This window comes from Sinobaca sp. TMA16-18, assembly GCF_059510535.1.
Genome location: NZ_JCAKFM010000001.1, coordinates 340408 through 362828, shown reverse-complemented (window position 1 = coordinate 362828; position 22421 = coordinate 340408). Strand labels below are relative to the sequence as shown.

23 protein-coding genes are annotated in these 22421 nt (G+C 42.9%); 15 read left to right on the top strand and 8 right to left on the bottom strand.

All coding sequences use genetic code 11. The annotated features are described in order from the left end of the window. Positions 1-3 precede the first annotated feature (3 nt). Positions 4-858 carry a mechanosensitive ion channel family protein gene (locus tag AC5W14_RS01860; protein WP_496059307.1) on the bottom strand — a complete coding sequence of 285 codons (855 nt, stop codon included), beginning with the start codon at positions 856-858 and terminating at the stop codon, positions 4-6. Between the two features lie 181 nt (positions 859-1039). Here AC5W14_RS01860 and AC5W14_RS01855 point away from each other — a divergent pair, with 181 nt between their 5' ends. Then, positions 1040-1585, top strand: coding sequence for a peroxiredoxin (locus tag AC5W14_RS01855; protein ID WP_496193686.1), 546 nt, complete (start codon positions 1040-1042; stop codon positions 1583-1585). Between the two features lie 143 nt (positions 1586-1728). Next, complete coding sequence (locus AC5W14_RS01850) at positions 1729-2394, top strand: potassium channel family protein (RefSeq protein ID WP_496059309.1); 666 nt, start codon at positions 1729-1731, stop codon at positions 2392-2394. An 86-nt stretch (positions 2395-2480) separates the two neighbouring features. Here AC5W14_RS01850 and rnjA read toward each other — a convergent pair whose 3' ends face one another. From rnjA to def, 3 genes are all read right to left on the bottom strand, one after another. Next, a complete protein-coding gene (gene rnjA, locus AC5W14_RS01845) occupies positions 2481-4148 on the bottom strand; it encodes a ribonuclease J1 (RefSeq protein WP_496059310.1) in 1668 nt (555 codons plus the stop codon). 3 nt (positions 4149-4151) lie between these two features. Further along, the gene (locus tag AC5W14_RS01840) at positions 4152-4361 is read right to left on the bottom strand and encodes a DNA-dependent RNA polymerase subunit epsilon (RefSeq protein WP_496059311.1); all 210 of its coding nucleotides are present in this window, start codon (positions 4359-4361) and stop codon (positions 4152-4154) included. A gap of 400 nt (positions 4362-4761) precedes the next feature. After that, positions 4762-5280, bottom strand: a complete 519-nt coding sequence (def, locus tag AC5W14_RS01835) for a peptide deformylase (protein WP_496059312.1) — start codon at positions 5278-5280, stop codon at positions 4762-4764. Positions 5281-5538: 258 nt separating this feature from the next. Here def and AC5W14_RS01830 point away from each other — a divergent pair, with 258 nt between their 5' ends. The 5 genes from AC5W14_RS01830 to lpdA all read left to right on the top strand — a co-directional run bounded on the left by AC5W14_RS01830 (position 5539) and on the right by lpdA (position 11583). Further along, positions 5539-6189 carry a YkyA family protein gene (locus AC5W14_RS01830; RefSeq protein WP_496059313.1) on the top strand — a complete coding sequence of 217 codons (651 nt, stop codon included), beginning with the start codon at positions 5539-5541 and terminating at the stop codon, positions 6187-6189. A 524-nt stretch (positions 6190-6713) separates the two neighbouring features. After that, positions 6714-7754: a pyruvate dehydrogenase (acetyl-transferring) E1 component subunit alpha gene (pdhA, locus tag AC5W14_RS01825; RefSeq protein ID WP_496193685.1), complete on the top strand. Its 1041-nt coding sequence runs from the start codon at positions 6714-6716 to the stop codon at positions 7752-7754. 3 nt (positions 7755-7757) lie between these two features. Then, complete coding sequence (locus AC5W14_RS01820) at positions 7758-8735, top strand: alpha-ketoacid dehydrogenase subunit beta (protein WP_496059314.1); 978 nt, start codon at positions 7758-7760, stop codon at positions 8733-8735. Positions 8736-8851: 116 nt separating this feature from the next. Further along, positions 8852-10168, top strand: coding sequence for a dihydrolipoamide acetyltransferase family protein (locus AC5W14_RS01815; protein WP_496193558.1), 1317 nt, complete (start codon positions 8852-8854; stop codon positions 10166-10168). A gap of 2 nt (positions 10169-10170) precedes the next feature. Continuing rightward, positions 10171-11583, top strand: coding sequence for a dihydrolipoyl dehydrogenase (lpdA, locus tag AC5W14_RS01810; RefSeq protein ID WP_496059316.1), 1413 nt, complete (start codon positions 10171-10173; stop codon positions 11581-11583). A gap of 101 nt (positions 11584-11684) precedes the next feature. On the opposite strand, the gene AC5W14_RS01805 is transcribed toward lpdA, so the two are convergent. Continuing rightward, positions 11685-13274 carry a glycine betaine uptake BCCT transporter gene (locus tag AC5W14_RS01805; RefSeq protein WP_496059317.1) on the bottom strand — a complete coding sequence of 530 codons (1590 nt, stop codon included), beginning with the start codon at positions 13272-13274 and terminating at the stop codon, positions 11685-11687. 294 nt (positions 13275-13568) lie between these two features. On the opposite strand from AC5W14_RS01805, the gene AC5W14_RS01800 reads away from it, so the two are divergent. Together AC5W14_RS01800 and AC5W14_RS01795 are read left to right on the top strand one after the other, a co-directional pair. Next, positions 13569-14381 (top strand): polysaccharide deacetylase family protein, encoded by an 813-nt coding sequence (locus AC5W14_RS01800; protein WP_496193557.1) that lies wholly within the window; start codon positions 13569-13571, stop codon positions 14379-14381. Between the two features lie 143 nt (positions 14382-14524). Then, on the top strand, positions 14525-14650 hold the full coding sequence (locus AC5W14_RS01795) for a GapA-binding peptide SR1P (RefSeq protein ID WP_496059319.1): 126 nt from the start codon (positions 14525-14527) through the stop codon (positions 14648-14650). Between the two features lie 26 nt (positions 14651-14676). On the opposite strand, the gene AC5W14_RS01790 is transcribed toward AC5W14_RS01795, so the two are convergent. After that, complete coding sequence (locus tag AC5W14_RS01790; RefSeq protein WP_496193556.1) at positions 14677-15627, bottom strand: DMT family transporter; 951 nt, start codon at positions 15625-15627, stop codon at positions 14677-14679. Positions 15628-15697: 70 nt separating this feature from the next. Between AC5W14_RS01790 and AC5W14_RS01785 the strand changes: the two genes are divergently transcribed. After that, positions 15698-16273, top strand: a complete 576-nt coding sequence (locus AC5W14_RS01785; RefSeq protein ID WP_496059321.1) for a helix-turn-helix domain-containing protein — start codon at positions 15698-15700, stop codon at positions 16271-16273. Between the two features lie 25 nt (positions 16274-16298). Here AC5W14_RS01785 and AC5W14_RS01780 read toward each other — a convergent pair whose 3' ends face one another. After that, positions 16299-17774, bottom strand: a complete 1476-nt coding sequence (locus tag AC5W14_RS01780; RefSeq protein WP_496193555.1) for an aminotransferase class I/II-fold pyridoxal phosphate-dependent enzyme — start codon at positions 17772-17774, stop codon at positions 16299-16301. 95 nt (positions 17775-17869) lie between these two features. Between AC5W14_RS01780 and AC5W14_RS01775 the strand changes: the two genes are divergently transcribed. Then, positions 17870-18832 (top strand): NAD(P)H-dependent flavin oxidoreductase, encoded by a 963-nt coding sequence (locus tag AC5W14_RS01775; RefSeq protein WP_496193554.1) that lies wholly within the window; start codon positions 17870-17872, stop codon positions 18830-18832. A 1-nt stretch (position 18833) separates the two neighbouring features. After that, the gene (locus AC5W14_RS01770) at positions 18834-19112 is read left to right on the top strand and encodes a UPF0223 family protein (protein ID WP_496059324.1); all 279 of its coding nucleotides are present in this window, start codon (positions 18834-18836) and stop codon (positions 19110-19112) included. Between the two features lie 43 nt (positions 19113-19155). Here the strand turns inward: AC5W14_RS01770 and AC5W14_RS01765 are convergent, their stop codons facing one another. Then, positions 19156-19797: a YktB family protein gene (locus AC5W14_RS01765; protein WP_496059325.1), complete on the bottom strand. Its 642-nt coding sequence runs from the start codon at positions 19795-19797 to the stop codon at positions 19156-19158. A 198-nt stretch (positions 19798-19995) separates the two neighbouring features. Between AC5W14_RS01765 and AC5W14_RS01760 the strand changes: the two genes are divergently transcribed. The 3 genes from AC5W14_RS01760 (at position 19996) to AC5W14_RS01750 (ending at position 22233) form a co-directional block, all read left to right on the top strand. Beyond that, complete coding sequence (locus AC5W14_RS01760; RefSeq protein ID WP_496059326.1) at positions 19996-20184, top strand: YkzI domain-containing protein; 189 nt, start codon at positions 19996-19998, stop codon at positions 20182-20184. Positions 20185-20368: 184 nt separating this feature from the next. After that, a complete protein-coding gene (locus tag AC5W14_RS01755; protein ID WP_496059327.1) occupies positions 20369-21166 on the top strand; it encodes an inositol monophosphatase family protein in 798 nt (265 codons plus the stop codon). A 218-nt stretch (positions 21167-21384) separates the two neighbouring features. Next, positions 21385-22233, top strand: coding sequence for an MIP/aquaporin family protein (locus AC5W14_RS01750; protein WP_496059328.1), 849 nt, complete (start codon positions 21385-21387; stop codon positions 22231-22233). The last annotated feature ends 188 nt before the right edge of the window (positions 22234-22421 follow it).

Genomic DNA, 22421 nt, shown 5'->3' with positions numbered 1-22421 from the left:
GTGTTATTTGTTTACGGAAGCGGACTCGTGTTTATCGATATACACCTGATGAGGAAAGGGAATTTCAATTCCGTTTTCTTCGAGCGCTTCTTTGCAGGCTTTTAATATCTCGCGCTGCATGGACCACTGCATCATATTTTCTGTTTTCCCGATAATACGGAGCACTACTTCAGAATCTCCAAGCGACTGGACGCCTACGACATCAGGCCCTTCTACAATTTCAGGGTGTGCAGAGGCAACCTTGTTACAGGCTTCCTGAAGGACCGATATCGCTTTATCAATATCATCATTGTATGAAATGCCAATATCAATAAGCGCCTGCATGTTCCCTCTGGAATAGTTGCTGACCGTAATAATCTCCCGGTTGGGGATAAAATGAAGGACCCCGTCAAAGCTTCTGATCTGTGTCGTACGGAGACCAATTTCTTCCACCACGCCGTCAAGCCCTGCCACAGAGATGTAGTCATCTACATCCACCTGTTTTTCTATCAATAGAAAAACACCTGTGACGACGTCACTGACAAGTCCCTGGGCACCGAAGCCGACGGCGAGGCCTACCACCCCGGCTCCGGCAATTAAGGAGGCAATAGGCAGATTGAAGATGCCTAATATAATGGTAATAAGCACAAAAATAAGAACATAGGAAAATACATTAACAAGCAGTCTTGAAATGGTTTTTATTCTTCCCGGATGCATGTTGCGCTTTTCCTGCATTTTGGTAAAACCGCGTGTGATGATCCGTTTTCCGACGGCTCTTGCAATAAAGTAGCCGATCACAGCTAATATAATTTGGATGACAACCAGAAGGGCGGCACTCAAGACCCCGGTAAGTATTGTTTCGTCGATAAAACCCGGCATAGACGGATCTCCTTTCATTCATAAATAGTAGAATAAAGCACGATAAAGAGTATACCATACGTCATCGGAGTTGAAAAAACATTATTACAATAAATGGTGGATCAACTCTGTTTGACTTTCAAAACAGCTCCATATTACAATTAAATCCGTGAAAAGCTTTACACAGGGAGTGGAACAAAGCATGAGTGAAAAACGAATGGTAGGCAGGCAGGCACCAAGATTTGAGATGGATGCTGTAATGCAAAATAAAGAGTTCGGCAAAGTAAGTCTGGAAGAGAATGTGGAGAAAGACCAATGGACGGTATTGTTTTTCTATCCAATGGATTTTACTACTGTCTGCCCGACTGAAATCACTTCGTTGAGTGACCAATTTGATGAATTCGAAGAATTGGATACAGAAGTAATTGGCGTATCCACAGATACGATCCATGCCCATAAAGCCTGGATTAACACATCGCGGGACGATAACGGACTGGGTGAACTGAACTATCCGCTGGCTGCAGATACCAATCATAAAGTAGCACGTGAATACGGCGTGCTTATGGAAGAAGAAGGAATAGCGCTGCGCGGATTATTTATTATCAGCCCGGAAGGCGAATTGATGTATTCCGCGGTTAATCATAATAATGTCGGCCGCGATGTAGATGAAACACTTCGTGTGCTTCAGGCTCTTCAAACAGGCGGATTATGCCCGGCTAACTGGAAGCCGGGTCAGGAAACCCTTTAAACAGAAGCGGTAACCCTGTCATGCGTAAAAGAAAAGCACAAAATAAACAGCTGCAGTACGTACACGAAATCTTCATTTCGTGTGCTTCTTCATGTAAAATTGAAGAAGAACAACCGGTTTAGATGATGAGTGGAGGAAAAGGCATGAAAAAGCAATTTGCGGTTATCGGGCTTGGCCGGTTCGGCGGCAGCATCTGCAAGTCCCTTATGGATGAAGGTATGGACGTACTGGCTATTGACCAGGATGAAGAAAAAGTAAATGAATTTGCCTCTATTGCCACCCAGGCAGTTATTGCAGACAGCACAGATGAAAAAGCGCTGAAAAGTCTGGGCATACGAAACTTTGACCATGTTATTGTAGCAATTGGAGATAACATTCAGGCAAGTATTTTAACAACACTTATTCTAGATGAAATGAAAATTAAGCATATTACGGTAAAAGCGCAGAATGACTATCATGAAACAGTGCTCAGTCGAATCGGCGCCCATGAAATTGTCCATCCGGAACGAGATATGGGTATTCGGATTGCTCACAATGTTGTATCAGACAACGTACTGGATTACCTGGAACTGTCAGATGAGCACAGCATCGTGGAACTTGTCGCGGGTCCTACGATTGATGGAAAAAGCATCGTGGACCTGGACGTTAGATCGACGTACGGGTGTAATATTCTGGCAATCAAACGAGGCGAAGAATTAACCGTTTCTCCCGAACCTGAGGTAAAGCTCTATGACGGGGATATATTAATTATTATAGGTGCAGATGCGGATATAAGCCGGCTGGAAACCTATTGGATTGATGATAATTAAAAACGATTGTCCATATAAAATATATGTATAGTGTTCCATTAACGTAAAAAGGAGTCTCCATTTAATAATGGAAACTCCTTTTTTTATTACACTTCCATAATGATAGGAAGAATCATAGGCTTACGTTTTGTTTTTTCATATAAATAAGGGGAAAGCTGGTCAATAATTTCGTTTTTGATTTCGGCCCACTGTTTTGTTTTACGCTTCATGACTTCATCTAAATGAGTAGACAGCATCTTTTGTGCATCGTTAATCATGTCGCTTGATTCTCTCATGTATACAAAGCCTCTGGAAATGATATCAGGTCCGGCAGAGACAGTGAAATTTTTCATATCAATACTTACGACAACCACGACAAGTCCTTCTTCTGAAAGAATGCGGCGGTCCCGCAGTACGATATTTCCGATATCACCGATACCGTTTCCGTCTACATATACAGAGCCGGATGGTACTTTGCCTACAATGGAGGCTGAATCCTTTTTCAGGGCGAGGACTTCCCCTATTTCCATTACGAACGAATGATCCAATGGAACATCACAGTCTTCAGCGAGTTTGGTATGCATTTTCAGCATCCGGTACTCCCCGTGAATGGGCATAAAGTATTTTGGTTTCATCAGACGAAGCATTAATTTCTGCTCTTCCTGTGCGCCGTGGCCGGAAGTGTGAATATTATTTAATGAGCCGTGGATAACTTTTGCGCCGGCTTTTAGAAGCTGATTGATAATTTTATTTACAGATAAATTATTTCCTGGAATAGGAGAACTTGAAAAAACAATTGTATCTCCCGGAATAATTTGAATCTGGCGGTGCGTTCCGTGGGCTATTCTGGAAAGAGCTGCCATTGGTTCGCCCTGGCTTCCTGTACAAAGTATCGCGGTTTCGTTGTCAGGCATCCGGTTCAGCTGGCCGGGCTCAATAAATGTATCTTTTGGGGCTTTAATATAGCCGAGCTCCTGGCCGATATTGATTGCGTTATCCATGCTTCGTCCGAACACAGCAATTTTTCTGCCATGATGAACAGCGGCATTGACTGCCTGCTGCAGACGATAAATATTGGAAGCGAAGGTAGCGAATATAACCCGGCCTTCAGCTTTCTGGAATATATTATCAATACTTTTACTTACTGTTCTTTCGGACATACTAAATCCTGGTATTTCACTATTTGTGCTGTCGGATAAAAGACAAAGAACGCCTTCATCCCCGATTTGAGCCATTTTGGACAGATTCGCCGGCTGGCTTACCGGAGTGAAATCAAATTTAAAGTCCCCGGTATGAACGATATTGCCTTCGGGTGTTTTTACAACAACGCCGAGGGAGTCGGGGATACTGTGTGTTGTTTTGAAAAATGAGATGGAAAGATTAGCAAAGCTGATCACATCTTCTTCCTTAATAACGTGCAGCGTTGTCTTGCGAAGAAGGCCGTGCTCCTCCAGCTTTCTTTTCAGAAGGCCGAGTGCAAGCTGTCCACCGTAAACGGGGATGTTCATTTCGCGAAGGAAATAAGGAATGCCGCCAATGTGATCTTCGTGTCCATGCGTAATAAATAAGCCCTTTATTTTATGCTGATTTCTAACGAGGTACGTGTAATCCGGAATAACATAATCGATACCGAGAAGTTCATCTTCCGGAAACATAATGCCTGCGTCAATAACAATAATTTCGTCCTTATATTCAATTGCATACGTGTTTTTGCCGATTTCCCCAAGTCCTCCAAGGGCAAATACAGCTACCTGGTCGTTTTGTAGTTGTTTCATATGTTAGATGTTCTCCACTTTGAAGTCTTCTTTTTGTTTTTCAAAAGCGAGAAGAGCATCTGAAACAGGCTGGACGAATTCAATATTGTAAGGACGATCTTTTAATTTAATTCTAACATCCATTTCTGAATCTGCTTCTATATACATAGATTCTGTGTTCTCGCGGACTGCTATTTCTGTTGAATCCTTTTGATATAATACTTTGTAAATCATAGGTATAGTCTCTCCTTTGTATTGGGTGATTTCTATTAAACAGAACACATATGAAATTTCTTGCTGCTTTATATGACGAAAAGGAAGACATAAGGACCTGCTTCCTTAGATATCCGAAAAAAACATGAAGAAATAAGCATAGCTGTCCTATTGTAAATGAAGAAAAGGGCTTCAAATATTTATACGCAAAGCGGAACGGGCGGACAGTCCACTTTGATAAAACACTCGATTCTCAAATTGTAATCGATTTAAAGCTTTTTTTCAATAGACGAAGCTATCTCAAAGACAGGTGAAAACGGCTTGAAACAATTAAATCTCTCAAAAAAAAAGAAAATCCCTTTCACTGCTCTCCCCCGGCGCAGTGTGAATAGCTGCGGGGCAGAAATGAAAGGGGTCTTGGTTAATTGGACTCTTCTTCAATTCTGTCATAAAACATGATGCCGTCAAGGTGGTCCAGCTCGTGCTGAAAGGCAATAGAGGGAAGACCTCTGAGCCGAAGGCGGATTTTTTCATTATCCATAGTATACGCTTCTATTGTAACACGGGAATAGCGGGGAACCTCTCCCTCTATTTCTCTGTCAACAGAAAGGCAGCCTTCTCCCCCTTCTAAATGATTGAGTTCCACAGAATGGCTGACAATTTTTGGATTAACTAAACCGTAGCTGTATAATTTATCTTTATCATCAGTAAGATGAAGGGCAAACATACGTTTATTAATTCCTAATTGAGGAGCGGCGATGCCTACTCCGGAACGCAGATCGTATTTCTCTGCAATGTCGTCATCCTGCGAGTTTTTGAGAAACTCAAGCATGTCTTCCAAGGTTTTTTTGTCTTCAGCTGACAAGGGCAGCTGAACAGGCTCTGAAATTTTGCGCAGAGCAGGGTGACCTTCACGGACTATGTCATTCATTGTTATCATTATTTGTGCCTCCTGCGTGAACTGTCCCCATTAAATGAAGAGGACCCGCTGATTTATCTATAGAATAGTATAGCAAAACAGACCCTATTACAAAAGAAAAATCATTTCCGGGCAGATCGTTCGAAAACAATAGTATATGAAGAGATACGTTAAGAAATGTGGAATACAGGGGGTTGTGCCTTTGATTTATTGATTTCCCTATTTTTTTCCTATATGATAAATAAATAGCAGAAATTTAAAGGATAGAAAGGAAAGATTATGCCCTTACATAAAAAAACAGCAGTTACGTACACGGCTTTAGGCGCAGCTTTATTACTAGGAGGCTGCGGAGGGAGCTCTGAAGAACAAATGCAGAACAGCCTGGAAGGGGCAGCGGAAGCAGAGGAAGAATTTGCAGAGCAGCAGCAGCCGATGATGGACCTTCACGAAGAGGAGCAGAGTTTGTTTGCCTCCATGCAGGAGCTTACAGTAGACGAGATGGATGAAATAGAATCGCAGTCTGAAGAAGCTGTCAACCTGGCTGATGAACGGGAAGGTCATCTTGAAACAGAAAAAGAGAGTATTGAGAATGCCTATGATGAATTTCAGCAGGGAATAGAAAACGGGGAAGATGCAGAGGCGGATCTAAGCTCTGAGCTTGCTGCCGCCCGTGAGTCCATGGAAGGACGCTACAATGCCTACCAGGAACTTCATGACGCGTACTCCGAAGGTATTGAGCGCGACAAGGGGTTGTATCAGGCGATGACTAACGAAGACCTTACAATCGACGACCTGCAGGAGCAGATTGACCAGGTGAATGAATCCTACACGATCGTTACCGAACAGCAGGAGCAGTTTAACACTTACACGGACCAGTATAATGAAGCGAAAGCATCCCTTTATGAAGCTGCTGACCTGGAGCAGGAATAAAAAATCAACCTGAATGGACGATGCATTCAGGTTTTTTCTATAGAATATCGGGGAATGAGAAAAGTTGAATATTGTTGCCTATCTGTATTAACACCTAAAAAAGAATATATCGCTCTTAATCGGAAAACCTGTTAGTGTCGGGGAAGGAAATGATATATAACAGTTTGTAAAAAGACGCATTGAGGATAATTGGAAATTGTGCTGAAAAGCCTATAGTTAAAAAGGATTGACTAACCTTTTTAATATAGTATATTCTATCAATATAGCGTTATTGTTATAATCCTTATTTCTTTTCTAGTGAGACAGTTTCCGTAAAATGATAAATGCAATAACAGGTTATCTTTTCTTCGAAGTAGGGTAGTAAGTTTAGAGTTAAAGCATCTAATAGATACAGGCTTCAATGACGGCCGCCTATTTGGAATGAAGAGGAAATTGTTTTAATAGAAAATAATCGAACAATTAGGAAGGTAGAGGTGACTGCAGTGGCTGAAAAAACACTGGCAAATATCGAAGATCAATTCGAAATGTTTCAAATCCTCAATGAAGAAGGCAAGATTGTAAACAAAGATGCTCTTCCGGATTTATCAGATGAAGAGCTTCAGGAATTAATGAGAAGAATGGTTTATACAAGAATATGGGATCAGCGTGCCATCTCTCTTAACAGACAGGGTAGACTGGGATTTTATGCGCCGGTAGCGGGGCAGGAAGCATCCATGCTTGGTTCACAGTTCAGTCTTGAAAAAGAAGACTGGATTCTGCCTGGATACCGGGACATTCCACAGATGGTATGGCACGGTATGTCTCTTCATCAGGCATTTCTTTTCTCCCGTGGACACTTTAAAGGCGGCCAAATGGCAGAAGGACTTAACCTTGTTATGCCTCAGATCATTATTGGAGCGCAGATTATCCAGACTGCCGGTGTAGCATTAGGCTTAAAGCGCAGAGGCAAAGATAACGTTGCAATTACTTATACCGGTGACGGCGGAGCCTCTCAGGGAGACTTCTACGAAGGTATGAACTTTGCAGGAGCATATAAAGCTCCGGCCATTTTCGTTGTACAAAATAACTACTTCGCTATTTCTGTTCCTGTAGAAGAGCAGTCTGCTGCTAAAACAATTGCCCAAAAAGCAGTTGCCGCAGGAATCAACGGTATTCAGGTAGATGGCATGGACGTTCTTGCTGTATATGCAGCAACGAAAGAAGCCCGCAAAAATGCATTGGAAGGCACTCCTACTCTTATCGAAACGCTTACGTACAGATACGGACCGCATACGATGGCTGGTGATGATCCTACAAGATACAGAACATCCGAGCTTGACAGCGAATGGGAAAAGAAAGATCCTATTGTACGCTTTCGTAAATACCTGGAAGGCAAAAAGCTCTGGTCGGAAGAAGACGAAAATAAAGTAGTCGAAAAAGCTAAAGAAGAAATCAAAGCAGCAATCAAAGAAACAGATGAAGTAGCTCCTCAAAAAGTAACAGACTTGATCGGCAATATGTTTGAAGAGCTTCCAGCGAACCTGCAGAAGCAGATGGATGAATATAAAGAGAAGGAGTCGAAGTAAGCTATGGCGCAAATGACGATGATTCAGGCTATTACCGATGCGATGCGTACGGAGCTGAAAAACGACGAAAATGTCTTAGTTTTCGGCGAAGATGTCGGCAAAAACGGTGGAGTATTTAGAGCAACAGAAGGACTTCAGGATGAATTCGGCGAAGAGCGTGTATTTGATACACCTCTTGCTGAATCCGGAATCGGCGGGCTTTCAATCGGCCTTGGACTTACCGGTTTTCGTCCAGTAATGGAAATCCAGTTTTTTGGATTTGTATTTGAAACAATGGATGCCGTAGTAGGACAGATGGCCAGAATGCGTTATCGTTCAGGCGGTCATTACAACATTCCAGTAACAATCCGCTCTCCTTTTGGAGGCGGCGTAAAAACACCTGAGCTTCATGCGGACAGCTTGGAAGGCCTAATGGCCCAATCACCAGGTGTACGTGTTGTAATTCCTTCCACTCCTTACGATGCGAAAGGACTTCTTATCTCTTCCATTCGTAATAATGACCCTGTCATATTTTTGGAGCACATGAAGCTGTATCGTTCTTTCCGTGAAGAAGTACCGGAAGAAGAGTACACGATTGACCTTGATAAAGCTGACATCAAGCGTGAAGGAAAAGATGTAACGATTATCGCTTACGGCGCAATGGTGCACACGTCCCTTAAGGCAGCAGAAGAGCTTGCCGAAGAAGGCATTGAGGCAGAAGTGATTGACCTTCGTACGATCAGCCCGATTGACATGGACACCATTCTTGAGTCCGTGAAGAAAACAAACCGCGCGGTCGTTGTACAGGAAGCACAAAAAATGGCCGGTATTGCAGCAAACGTAGTATCAGCTATTACAGACGAAGCAATTCTTCATCTGGAAGCACCTGTTCTCCGTGTAGCAGCTCCTGATACTGTATTTCCATTTGCCGCAGCAGAGGACGTATGGCTGCCAAATGAAACAGATGTTAAAGAGCGCGTAAAAACAGTTATTAACTTCTAAATAGAGCAATTTCAAGAAAGCAGGCTGAAAAAGAAATCAGAAACAAGGTTTCCTTTTTCAGTCTCTTTTATCCTTTATATAAAAAATGATAGGTAGCAGAAAGGGAGGCAATTATAGTGGCTTTCGAATTTAAATTACCAGATATTGGTGAAGGTATCCATGAAGGCGAAATCGTAAAATGGTTCGTCAAAGCAGGAGATACCGTCAAAGAAGACGATATACTCGTTGAAGTACAAAACGATAAAGCTGTAGTAGAAATTCCTTCTTCAGTGGACGGAACGGTTAAAGAAGTAAGAGTAGATGAAGGTGTGACAACTACTGTAGGTGAAGTCATTCTTGTAATAGACGATGGCAGTGAAGATGCACCGGCAGAAGAAGCACCTAAAGAAGATAAAGGCAAATCAGGTGAAGAACAGAATGCAGAAAATCCTGCAGACGAAACAAAAAAACAGCCTGATGAACAGCCTTCCGAACAGCCGGCGGCTGAAAAAACAGAAGAAGACGACGATTCCAGAGTAATCGCGATGCCTTCTGTACGTAAGTTTGCCAGAGAAAAAGATGTTAACATCCGTAAAGTCAGGGGAAGCGGCAAAAACGGACGCGTATTAAAAGAAGATATTGAGTCCTACTTGAGCGGCGGACAGGAAACACAAGACACATCATCAGAGTCTGCTGAAGCGAAAGAAGAAAGCAAGCCGGCTTCTAAAGCACCTGTTTCTCAGAATACAACAGAACTTGAAGAGCGTGTACCAATGAAAGGCATTAGAAAAGCTATTGCCAAAGCAATGGTTAATTCTAAGCACACGGCTCCTCACGTAACGCACATGGATGAAATTGATGTAACCAATCTTGTAGCAAACCGCAAAAAGTTTAAGCCGATTGCAGCAGATAAAGGTACAAAGCTTACGTATCTGCCATATGTCGTTAAAGCACTAACTTCTGCTCTAAGAGCATATCCTTCATTAAATGCATCAATTGATGACGAAAACCAAGAAATTGTTTACAAAAACTATTATAATATAGGTATTGCTGCAGATACTGAGCAAGGACTAGTTGTTCCTGTAGTAAAAGATGCGGATCGTAAATCAATTTTCATGCTTGCTGACGAAATTAATGAACTGGCTGTAAAAGCCCGTGACGGCAAGTTGAGCTCTGATGAAATGAGAGGCGGCACCAGTACTATTTCCAACGTAGGATCTGCTCAGGGTCTTTGGTTTACTCCAGTTATTAACCACCCGGAAGTAGCTATTCTTGGTATTGGTCGTATCGAAGAAAAGGCCGTTGTACGTGATGGAGAAATTGTCGCTGCTCCAATGCTTGCTCTTTCATTAAGCTATGACCACAGATTAGTGGACGGCGTTACAGCTCAAAGCGCATTAAATCACGTGAAGCGTCTATTGAATGATCCAGAACTAATCATCATGGAGGGATAAGAATGGTAGTAGGAGATTTCGCAGAAGAAGTAGATACACTGATAGTAGGTTCAGGTCCAGGGGGCTATGTGGCAGCAATTCGTGCAGCACAGCTCGGACAAAAAGTAACAATTGTAGAGAAGGGTGAAATAGGCGGTGTCTGCCTTAACGTCGGATGCATTCCTTCCAAGGCATTGATTGAAGCCGGCCACCGTTTTCATGCTGCAGAACACGGCAGTGAAGATATGGGTATCGCTACAGAAAAAGCGACAGTAGACTTCTCTAAAGTCCAGGAATGGAAAGCCGGCGTAGTGAAAAAGCTCACAGGCGGCGTTGAAGGACTTCTAAAAGGCAATAAAGTCAACATCGTACAGGGAGAAGCATACTTTTCTGATAAAAATCAGGTTAAGGTTTCTTCTGATGAGTACAACTCGCAGACGTACAAATTCAAAAATTGCATTATTGCTACGGGTTCGAGACCAATTGAGATTCCAACCCTTAAGTATACGGATCGTGTAATTAATTCCACAGGTGCCCTTCAGCTTGAAGAAATTCCTAAAAAGCTGGTTGTCGTCGGTGGAGGATATATCGGTGTTGAGCTTGCTACAGCGTATGCAAACCTTGGCTCTGAAGTAACTATTCTTGAAGGCGAAAAACGTATCCTCGGCGGATTTGAAAAGCAGATGAGCCAATTGGTTGACCGTCGTCTGAAAAAGAATGGTGTTACTGTGGAAACAGAAGCATTTGCTCAATCTGTTGAAGAAAGCAAAGACAGCGTTAAACTTACAGCTGAAGTAAAAGGCGAAGAAAAAACGTTTGAAGCAGACTATGTACTTGTTTCTGTCGGCCGCAGACCAAATACAGAAGAATTAGGTCTGGAGCAGATCGGCGTAGATATTACAGATAGAGGACTTATTAAAATTGATAAGCAGGCCCGTACAAGTGTAGATAACATTTATGCTATTGGCGATATTGTAGATGGTCCTGCTCTTGCTCATAAAGCTTCCTACGAAGGTAAAGTAGCAGCAGAAGCTATCTCCGGCGAAGCTGCTGCTATTGACTACCTTGCTATTCCACTTGTGGCCTTTACAGAGCCTGAGCTGGCAAGCGTTGGTTATACTGAGGATGAAGCAAAAGAAGCTGGTTATGATGCAAAAGCATCCAAGTTCCCTTTCCAGGCGAACGGAAGAGCGCTTTCTCTTAATGATTCAGAAGGCTTTATGAAGCTTATTACCCGTAAAGATGATGGACTGGTAATTGGTGCACATATTGCGGGTCCTAATGCCTCTGATATGATTGCAGAACTTGGTCTTGCCATCGAAGCTGGAATGACAGCTGAAGATGTAGCAATGACTATCCATGCCCACCCAACCCTTGGGGAAATCACTATGGAAGCAGCAGAAGTTGCTATTGGACTGCCTGTACACATTAAATAAAACAGTTCCAGTTAAAGAACGTCCGCTGAACAGCGGGCGTTCTTTTTTTATGCCATAAAAAACCCCGGTGCCTCATAAAGGCACCGGGGTTAAAATGGGTATTATTTTTTTCCTGCACTAAGATCTTCTTTTTCTTTTTTGATCTTTTCTCTTTCTTCGCGGAGACGTCTGCGTTCGGCCTGATTATTTAATTTATCAGCCTGCAGAATTTCATGTTCCGACTGGAGCGCTTTAAAGAGCGATAGCATCATTGCCAGCATAATGAATGTAAACGGCAGAGCCGCTATAATCATTGCCGTCTCGAGACCGCCTATACCGCCTGAAATTAAAAGCACGGCGGCAGCAGCGGAAATAATGATACCCCATGTAAATTTGACAGAGTTGGAAGGGTTGAGGCTTCCGTTCGTCGTCAACATACCAAGTACAAACGTACCAGAGTCTGCTGAGGTGATGAAGAAAGAAATAATAAGCAGAATGGCGAGAATAAGCGTTATTTCGCTCAATGGGAATTGATCCAGCAAGGAGAATAAGGCAATTTCATCACCCTGATCCACCATGAGGCTGTATAATCCTCCATTATTCTCTCCATCAAGAAAGATAGCTGTTGAACCGAATACAGAGAACCAAAGGCCGCTGAAAATAGTCGGTACAGCAAGAACGCCAATGAGAAACTCACGAATGGTACGACCTCGGGACACCCGGGCAATAAATGTACCAACAAAGGCAGACCATGCAATCCACCAAGCCCAATAGAAAATGGTCCAGCTTTCCAGCCATTCGCGGTCACCGCTGAATGTATTCGTACTGAAACTCATGCTTGGAAGGTTTTGAATGTAGCTTCCAATCGTAGTCGTAAAGGAATCCATAATATATACGGTAGGCCCTAAGATTAATACGAACAGCATAAGCAGAATAGCAAGCACAACGTTTGTCATACTTAAAATTCGAATTCCCTTATTCAAACCAGTCATGGCTGAAGTAAGAAACAGCACGGTAATAACGATAATAACAATAACCTGGGTGGTGGTAGTATTTGTAATGAAATCAAATGTGTACCCCAGACCTCCGGTAACCTGCACGGCACCAAAACCAAGTGAAGTAGCGATACCGAATATTGTCGCAAATACAGCAATTACATCAATCGTCGTCCCAATTGGACCATTTACTTTATCTCCAATTAATGGACGGAAGGTGGCACTAATAACGCCGGGTGCATCTTTTCTAAACTTAAAGTAGGCCAGTGTGAGAGCAACGATAGCGTATATGGCCCACGGATGAAGTCCCCAGTGGAAGAAGGAATACTGAAGGGCAGCGGCAGCTGCTGCGGTACTTTCTGCTTCCTGGTCAGGAGGACCATAATAATGATACAGTGGTTCGGCTACGCCCCAGAATACAAGGCCGATACCCATACCGGCTGTAAATAAAAAAGCAAACCAGGTAAAATAACTATACTCAGGCCGCTCATCCGGTTTTCCTAATCTGATTTTTCCATACGGGCTGACAATAAGAAATAAGGCAAACAGCAGAAAGATTGTTGCTGCGATTAAGTAAAACCAGCCAAATCGTTCTGAAATATTCGCCTGGATTCCAGTTGTAATGGTATTCACATTTTCAGGAGCAATTACACCCCATAATATGAAAGCAAGTGCAATTGCCAGGGAAATAAAGAACACGGGTGTTAATTTTTTCATAACGGAAGTCAACCACCTTTCTTCATTTTTAGTGTTTCAGCTCGTAATATTATTCCGATTTATGCAAGTATCATGCAAAATCCCTTTAAAGCCACAAAGATTATTATAACATGGCACGGGTATGTTGCAAGCTTAGGACTATGCAGATATGTTCCTGAAAATGTTCAATGCGGAACATCGAAAAACGAACCTACTACGTACTATCTATATATTTAACAATTTATTCCTAAATGATATAAATAAGCCAGCGGGTTTGATATGATGTAGGTATTCTACAGGCTGGAGGCATACATATTGAAAAAGTTCATGATGATTAGTTTTACGGTGCTTGTTATAGCCGGTTGTTCCAATGGCGATCAAGGAAGTTCTGAAGCAGAAGAGACAGAAGAATCAGAAGAAGAATCAGAAGCCGCAGTACAGGAAGAAGAGGCTGCAGCGCAGGAAGAGGATTCAGAACAGGAAGAAGCGGAAGATACAACGGTGTATCATGTTAATGAAGCAGATGCTTCGCTTCAGGCGGATGCAGAAACGGAAACCCCCGCTGTTCTCGTAACAATTGATGACGCGCCGGATACATACGGGGTGGAAATGGCTGAAAAGCTGAAAGAACGGGACGTGCCGGCCATCTTTTTTGTGAACGGCCATTTTATTGATGATGAAGAAGGAAAAGAAGATTTGCAGGCAATATATGATATGGGATTTGACATCGGCAATCACACAATGTCCCATCCGGACCTGACCTCTATTTCGGAAGAGGAACAAAGAGCGGAAATTGTAGAGTTAAACGATAAGATAGAAGATATAACTGGAGAGAAGCCGCAGTTTTTCCGTGCCCCGTTTGGCATGAATACAGAGTATTCACAAGCGCTGATGGAAGAAGAGGATATGATCTGGATGAACTGGACATATGGATACGACTGGGAGCCTGAATACCAGAATGCGGAAGCTCTTGCAGACATTATGGTTAATACAGAATTAGTAAGAGATGGGGCTAATTTGTTAATGCATGATAGAGAATGGACTAATGAAGCCATTCCGGAAATTATCGACGGTTTTGAAGAAAATGGCTATGATTTTATTGATCCTGCCACTATTGAGTCAAATTAAATAGCATTCAAGCTGCCCATTTTCTGGGGCAGCTTTTTTAATAAAATAAATAAGTTATACTATTTAGTGTTGACAAAGTAAATGTGACATACTAATATGGAGATACAGTAAATTAAACGCTTACAAAAAAAGGAGAGATAAGTATGGGAACGATTGTATGCCAGGTATGTAATGAAACAATTGAGCACTTTGAAGGTGAAAAGGTTGCGACGCTGTACTCATCTTGTTCTTCATGCGGATCTCAGAAGAAAAATCACGGCGAACGGTAAATATAATCAATTAAACCGGAGGTAACTTACTCCGGTTTTTTTATGTTGCCTTTTATAACCGCAGAAAAGCTGTGCATACTAATGCCTGCAATGATAATAAAAATCCCTATCCATGCGTAAACGTTCGGCATTGGACTGGCCAGAAGCAGCCATTCCCCAAACACAACAAACAAAATCTGCAGGGACTGGGTAGCTTCTACGGAAGCGAGTGCCATTTTGTTTTTTCTGGCCGCATTTGTTGCGATAAAAAATAATGTAGTCGCAATAACGCCGGAGCAGACAGCTACAATAAACGTTTGAGCCGTTTGGCTGGGAGAAGGCGGACCGGTGAGCACCCATTCGGTTCCCGCCAGTATAAGCCAGACCGGCATTGTACATATAAGCATTCCTAAAATACGCTGGAACGTATCGAGCCTGCCATCACAAAGGTCCATCATCTTCCTGTTTCCAAGAGGATAAGCAAAAGCCGCTGCCAGAACAGGCAGCAGAATGAACAATACATCCCGATAAGCTATGTAGGAAAAAGACTGTGCTTGAATAAGTGCAATGCCGGATAAAATAAAAAGAGAAATCCATAAAGAGCGTACCGGCCATTTGTCCTGCAGCTTTGCTTGACGACCGGAAGCAGAAAGAAAGGGCGCTATCAGCACGCCGGCTACGATCGTAATCTGCCACGCTCCTGCTACAAGCCAGCCGGGCCCAAAAGCGGCTGCATAGGTAAGAGGGGCATAGAACAAAACAAAGCCGACAAAGCTCCATCCTATCCAGGGAATCGGCCTGGCAGATATTTCAATGAATACTTGTTTCAATCCCCTGCGCAGAAGTACAATAAGAAGAAGAAAGGGAATCATAAATAAAAAGCGCAGGGACGCACTCCATACCCAGCTTCCTCCTTCGAGCTCCATGGAGCGGTTTAATATGAACGTAACAGCAAAAAATAAAGAAGCTAATAGTCCCAGCCCCATCTCGCGCATCATATCACCTCGTTCTGAAAGTTCATTATAATATATCATAAGTTAATTATAATTATAAGAGGGGGCTGAAATAATGAAAGAAGATCCGCTTAAGCTTTCCAAAAAGTTAGGTATAGTACTAAAAAAGCAGCGCAAGGAGCGGGGAATTGGGCTCCAGGAACTCGCAGATATGTCTTCCGTGAGCAGGCTTACGTTGATTAATATTGAGAAAGGGGAGGCCAACCCATCGCTGTCCATTATGTGGAAGCTGGCGAACAGTCTGCAGATTCCGATATCTTCACTGCTGGAGGAAGAAAAAAGCATTACGATATCGAGAAGCGGAAAAGGATACCAGATGCTCAGTGCCAATGAAGCTTGTACACTTGAAACCGTCTTTCACACTTCACATAGTGGAAAGATAGAAATGCACCGGGCTTTTTTGAAACCGGGGGGCAGCTATTTCTCTGAAAGCCATCAACCGGGCGTTACAGAATATGTAACCGTAATGAAGGGGTCTGCTGCAATAATGATAGGAGAGGAAATGGTTGAGCTGAAGCAGTGGGACAGTGTAAGCTTCACCGCAGACGTAGAGCATGGGTATGTAAACCGGGATCAGCAGGAGGAAACCGTTCTGCATTTTGTAATGACGTATGCAGGCAGTACTACATAAAAAAAAGAAGCACATTACTGTGCTTCTAACGAATCGGACGTGTTTCTTTTATAACGCGGATCTGTTCAAGGGTAGCGTCTTCCGGTCCTTGAACAGGGAGTCCTGCGGCTTCATTTTCTTTAATGTAAACAATATTTGTTTCTGTAATAACTTCTCCCGGAAGGAGAACGGGAATACCGGGAGGATAAATCATGACAAATTCAGCAATAATCCGGCCGGCGCTTTCGGCAAACGGAATGGCTTCCGTCGGCGCATAAAAAGCATCGCGCGGAGGGATCGCAAGAACCGGAATATCCGGCAGATGGATAGACACCTGATTTTCCGGCTTTTTCGCTCCAAGAAAAGTTTCCGAGAGGTGTCGGAGAGCTCTCAATAGAAAATCAAGATCATCCTGGTCATCCCCAAAAGAGATAATGCAGAGAATATTGTATAAGTCGGAAAGTTCAATTTCAATATTATACTGAGCGCGAAGCCATTTTTCTACTTCATAGCCGGTCACTCCAAGATTAGTAACGGAAATTAATATCTTGGTCGGATCGAAGGAGAAAGCCGCGTTTCCGTCAAGCATCTCCCGGCCGGGGCAGTAAAGTCCCGGAATGGCGTTAACTTTCTCCCTCACCGAGCCGGCAAGAGCAATCGTTTGTTCAAGCAGACGCTCACCTTGAGTCGCAAGGTATTTTCTTGCGGTATCAAGAGATGCGAGGAGAAGATAGGAAGTGGAGGTAGTAGTGAGCATGCTCATTACAGCCTGCACATGATGCGGATCTACAAGCCCTTTCTTAACGTTTAAAACAGAACTCTGCGTCATGGACCCGCCCAGTTTGTGAACACTGGTGGCAGCCAGATCAGCTCCGGCCTGCATAGCAGAAAGTGGGAGGTCCGGATGAAAATGAATGTGTACTCCATGCGCTTCATCCACTAAAACCGGGATTCCGGCCTGATGAGCTGTATCAACGATCCGCTTTAAATCAGCGGACACACCAAAATAAGTAGGATTGATGACTAACAGTGCTTTCGCATCGGGATGGGCGTTTACAGCCGTTTCTACAGAAGCGGCGGTAACGCCGTGCGAGATCCCGAGTTTCTTATCAAGTTCCGGATAAATAAATACCGGTACAGCCCCGGCGAAAATAATCGCTGACATGATCGATTTATGCACGTTGCGTGGTACGAGAATTTTATCGCCGGGAGCGCAGACAGATAATATCATTGTCATAATGGCTCCGCTCGTTCCCTGAACGGAAAAAAAGGTATAATCAGCAGAGAAAGCAGAGGCTGCAAGTTCCTGCGCTTCATGAATAATGCCATGTGGATGATGGAGGTCATCAAGCGGCTCAATGTTTATTAAATCTATAGATAAAGCATTTTGGCCGATAAAGTCCCGGAACTCCGGATTCATTCCTTTTCCTTTCTTATGCCCGGGGATATGAAAAGGTTTTGGTTCGTCAGCAGCATGCTTTAATAATGCATGAAATAAAGGCGTTTCCCATTGGTTGAGCATATGACGGCTCCTTCTATTAAAAATTCAAAACAAGAAAAAGTATACCAAACATACAGGCTTGTGCAAACAAATTCTATTTACCGGAGGTAGAGATAATGGAATGGACAACTCGTGTTACATCTATGCTGGGCATTGAATACCCTATTATTCAGGGGGGGCTTGCCTATTTAGCCTATTCCGATCTGGCGGCTGCTGTATCAAATGCCGGCGGACTCGGACAGATTACAGCTATGTCGTTAAATAATGAGGAAGAGCTGGTAGAAGAAATCCGGAAAGTCCGTTTGAAAACGGACCGCCCTTTTGGTGTGAATTTTGCTATCGGTCAACACGGCCGTCCTTTTGAGCATATGGTACAGGCAGCTATCGAGGAAGAGGTTCCTGTCATATCGATGACAGGGGGAAACCCAAAACCTATTTTGGATATGCTGGAGCATACAACCATCAAAAAGCTGGTTCTCGTAGCAGCTAAACGCCAGGCAGTGAAAGCAGAAGAACTTGGGGCAGACGCCGTGATGGTTGTAGGCCAGGAGGGCGGTGGACATCTTGGGCGGAATGATACAGGCACAATAGTGCTTATCCCTCAGGTCGTTGACGCGGTTTCTATTCCAGTTATTGCATCCGGAGGTATCGGAGACGGAAGAGGAATGATGGCTGCTCTGTCGCTGGGAGCTGAAGGCATTGAAATGGGTACAAGATTTATCGCTACTAAAGAATGTGTGCACGCTCATCAAACGTATAAACAAGCATTGATAGAAGCAGGTGATGGTGATACGGTAGTAATTAAAAGAACGCTCGGTACTCCTGCGAGAGCTCTCAAAAATACATGGACAGAACAAATATTAGAAGCAGAAAAAGAAACCCCGGCCTATGAACAAATCAAGCACCTGATCAGCGGGGAAGCAAATAAAGCCTATATATACGAAGGAAAAAAAGATAATGGGTTTGGATGGGCCGGCCAGGTTGCCGCTTCTATAGACGACTGTCCCCACGTGGAAACGCTGATTAATTCATTAATCAGTCAGGCAGAACAAATTCGGAATAAGTGGAAAGGAGAATAATATGGAAGAATCAGTAAATATTCCTATTTCAATGGATTGGTCCACAGAAGAAGTAGTGGATGTAGTGGAATTCTTTACAATTATTGAAAAAGCCTATGATAAAGGAGTAAAAAAAGAAGTGCTTCTGGATCATTATAATCGGTTTAAAAAGGTCGTTCCCTCTAAATCAGAAGAAAAGACCTTGTGCAGTGAATTTGAAGGAAAAACGAAAGTATCGTGCTGGCATACTGTACAGGCAGCCAGAAAAGCAGAAAGCGCAGCACTTATTAAAATGAGCTGATAAAAACCCTTCCGGTGTCGATACCGGAAGGGTTTTGTGTAAACTATTGATATTGTTTCTGCTTTTCGAAGGAAAGCTGGTAAAAGGGAATCAACTGCTTCATAACAGAAAGTGCTTCGTTGAAGAAGGCATCGCCGTCCTCGAGGATAGCATCACCTGCCTGATAATGACGGCCGATCAAGAACTCCCCTTTTTTTACATCGCGAAAACGATGCAGCATTTTCGACAGTTCTTCGTCGGACAAGGACTCAAGCGTGAAAGCCTCTTTTTTCATATGATCAGGAGAAAGAACAAAGTCCTGAGGAAGGTTATCAAACAACTCCCGCTGTTCCAGGAAGCGGTCTGCAGCCTTTGCTTTATCAGGCATTTCATAAATAAAAGCAAGCCATACGAAAACATGGTCGTCAAACATACCTACTTGAAAATGAGGATGTTTTTTGTAACCTCTTTTATTATCTGCAATGCCCAGCCAAGTATCGTTGGGTGGATTGACTTTGCGGCGGGCGTGTTTTGCAATATGCAGAAACATTTCTTTATTCAGCTCCATCGTCAGCTCTTCAGAAAGAGCAGTGCCAAGCTGCTGGAATTTAGGCTGAATCCGCTGTTGAATAGCTTCCATCCGGCCTTCGAGTCCTTCAATAGAAAAAGTATTAAAATCGTGTTGTGAGAATCCTGTAAAATCCATGCATACGTCCCCCTTTTTTTTCAATAAATCCATCATATCCGTTATTAAATAAAGTCGCAAACATTAACAGGAGATTTTTTGTTGCTTTTCATTAATCATGTGATATACTATCAGAAACAAAATATCTGAAAATTTTGTTATATGTGCCGATGCAGCCAGGTCCAGAGAATATCCATTTTAAAAAGGGGTGTGGAGACGATGGAACAAGTCATAGAAACGCTGAAAAGAAGAGATGCGGAAGAAAGGATTCCAGTATTGAAGCTTGAAATAGACTATGAACTCGTGACGCTGCATGATGCATTAATACAAAATTGTCTGGATGAAATCGCAAACTGTAAAGCCAGGCTGGAAAATCTTCGTCAAGAGCTTATACGACTTGAAGTGTAATATAGATATATAACCAATACGTTCAAACAGCACACTGAACAAACCTTTACGTAATTAAACTATTCAATAAATCAGAGTCCGCCTTAGGCGGGCTTTTCTTTTTTTGTGTACTGGAATGACAAGCGACATTTTTCGGGAAATAAGATAAGATGTAGAAACAGACACAATAGTAGGAGTGGTCAAGGTGAGTGTAAACTATTCAGAATTATTACATATAGTGAAAGAATGGGTGGAAGAAGCAGGAGAAACGATCAGGGTCTCCATGGATAAGCCTTTAAATATAGAAACAAAATCCAATGTAAATGATTTAGTAACTGAAATGGATTATCAAACAGAAGCATTTTTTAAAGAAAAAATAGCGACTCATTATCCGGACCATGAAATGCTGGGTGAAGAGGGAACTGGAGAATCACTTCATTCCACCAAAGGAGTGCTGTGGATTATTGATCCTATCGACGGTACGACAAACTTCGTCCACCAGCAGTATAATTTCGCCATATCGATAGGCATTTTCGAAGATGGTATCGGACAGCTCGGACTCGTCTACGATGTAATGAAGCGCGAGTGGTTTACAGCTCTTAAAGGAGAAGGCGCTTTTCAAAATGAAAAAAAATTAGAAAAGAGAAAGCCGGTAACGCTTAATAAAGCAATTATCGGGCTGAACAGCCGCTGGCTTGTATGGGAGCACAAAAATGGCGGCGGGCTGCTTCATGAACTGGTTGACAAATCGAGGAGTGCCCGCTCGTATGGATCTGCTGCTCTGGAGTTATGCTACGTAGCCTGCGGCCGGCTTGATACGTATATTAATCTCCGCCTATCTCCATGGGATTATGCAGGAAGTTTAATTATATTAGAAGAAGTAGGGGCTTCAGCAACTACATTTTCCAATGAAAAACCTTCTTTACTGGAGCAGGGATCCTTTATTGCCAGTGCCCCTGACCTGCATGAAGAACTGCTTGCCTACATGCCGAAAATGAAATAAAAAAAGCCTTTGACAACGTTTTCATATGCGTTTATAATCAAATTAAGTTAATGAAGAGCTACTAAGAGAAGATGAGACCAGTAGATATTTTTCACGCCGATAGTATCGTGATTAATTTTCCACTGGTCTTTTTTGCGTAGCTTGAGCTTTGAACTAACAGGTATATTTTTAGATTTCTGAATATTTATAATTTTTAATAATATAAAGGAGGAATAATTATGTCGCCGTTCATTGGGGAATTGCTGGGCACGATGTTACTTATCATTTTTGGTGGTGGGGTTGTAGCAGGTGTCGTGTTGAAGAAATCGAAAGCGGAAGGATCGGGATGGATCGTTATTACTATTGCCTGGGGTCTTGGTGTAGCAATGGCTATTTACGCAGTCGGTCAGATAAGTGGTGCGCACATTAACCCAGCTGTAACAGTTGGTCTGGCAATGACAGGAGAGTTTCCTTGGGCAGACGTACCGGGCTACATTGCAGCCCAGGTCATTGGAGCTTTTGTCGGTGGTACACTTGTATGGCTGCACTATTACCCTCACTTCAAAGAAACAGAAGACCAGGGCGCAAAACTTGCCGTGTTTTCAACAGACCCGGCCATTAACTACCGGCCGTCCAACTTCTTTGGGGAAGCGCTGGGAACATTTATGCTGGTTTTTGGAATCCTGGCCATTGGAGCCAATCAGTTCACGGAAGGCCTGAATCCTCTCATTATCGGAACGTTGATTATTGTTATCGGTTTATCTCTCGGGGGTACTACCGGCTATGCTATTAACCCGGCTCGTGATTTTGGACCGCGGCTTGTACACTTTTTCATGCCGATTGCCGGAAAAGGAAAATCCAATTGGGGCTATGCCTGGATACCAATAGTTGGACCGCTTCTTGGAGGTTCACTCGGAGCGCTGAGCTATAATTCCTGGTTTAATGGGGTAACGACTCCTATGTATTTTGTTGTACTTGCACTGTTTGTAGCCGTCCAGGCTACCACCATCGTGATGGAACGGAGATCAACTAAACAGGATAGGCCGGGACGCAATATTGTCCATGAAAAAGCAACACCGAAAATGTAACCAGCCAGGCTCTCTGCTTAATTAAAGCAGGGGGCTTTTTTTTTTTGCTCATTTTCGTGAACAAAACGTTTTTAATTTCCTTTTCATTTCAAAATGTTTTTAAGGTTACTCTTGAAAGAGTTGTCTGATAAGTTTAGCAGACAAAATATTTTGATATTATATGCAAGCGCATACAAATAACAAAAAAT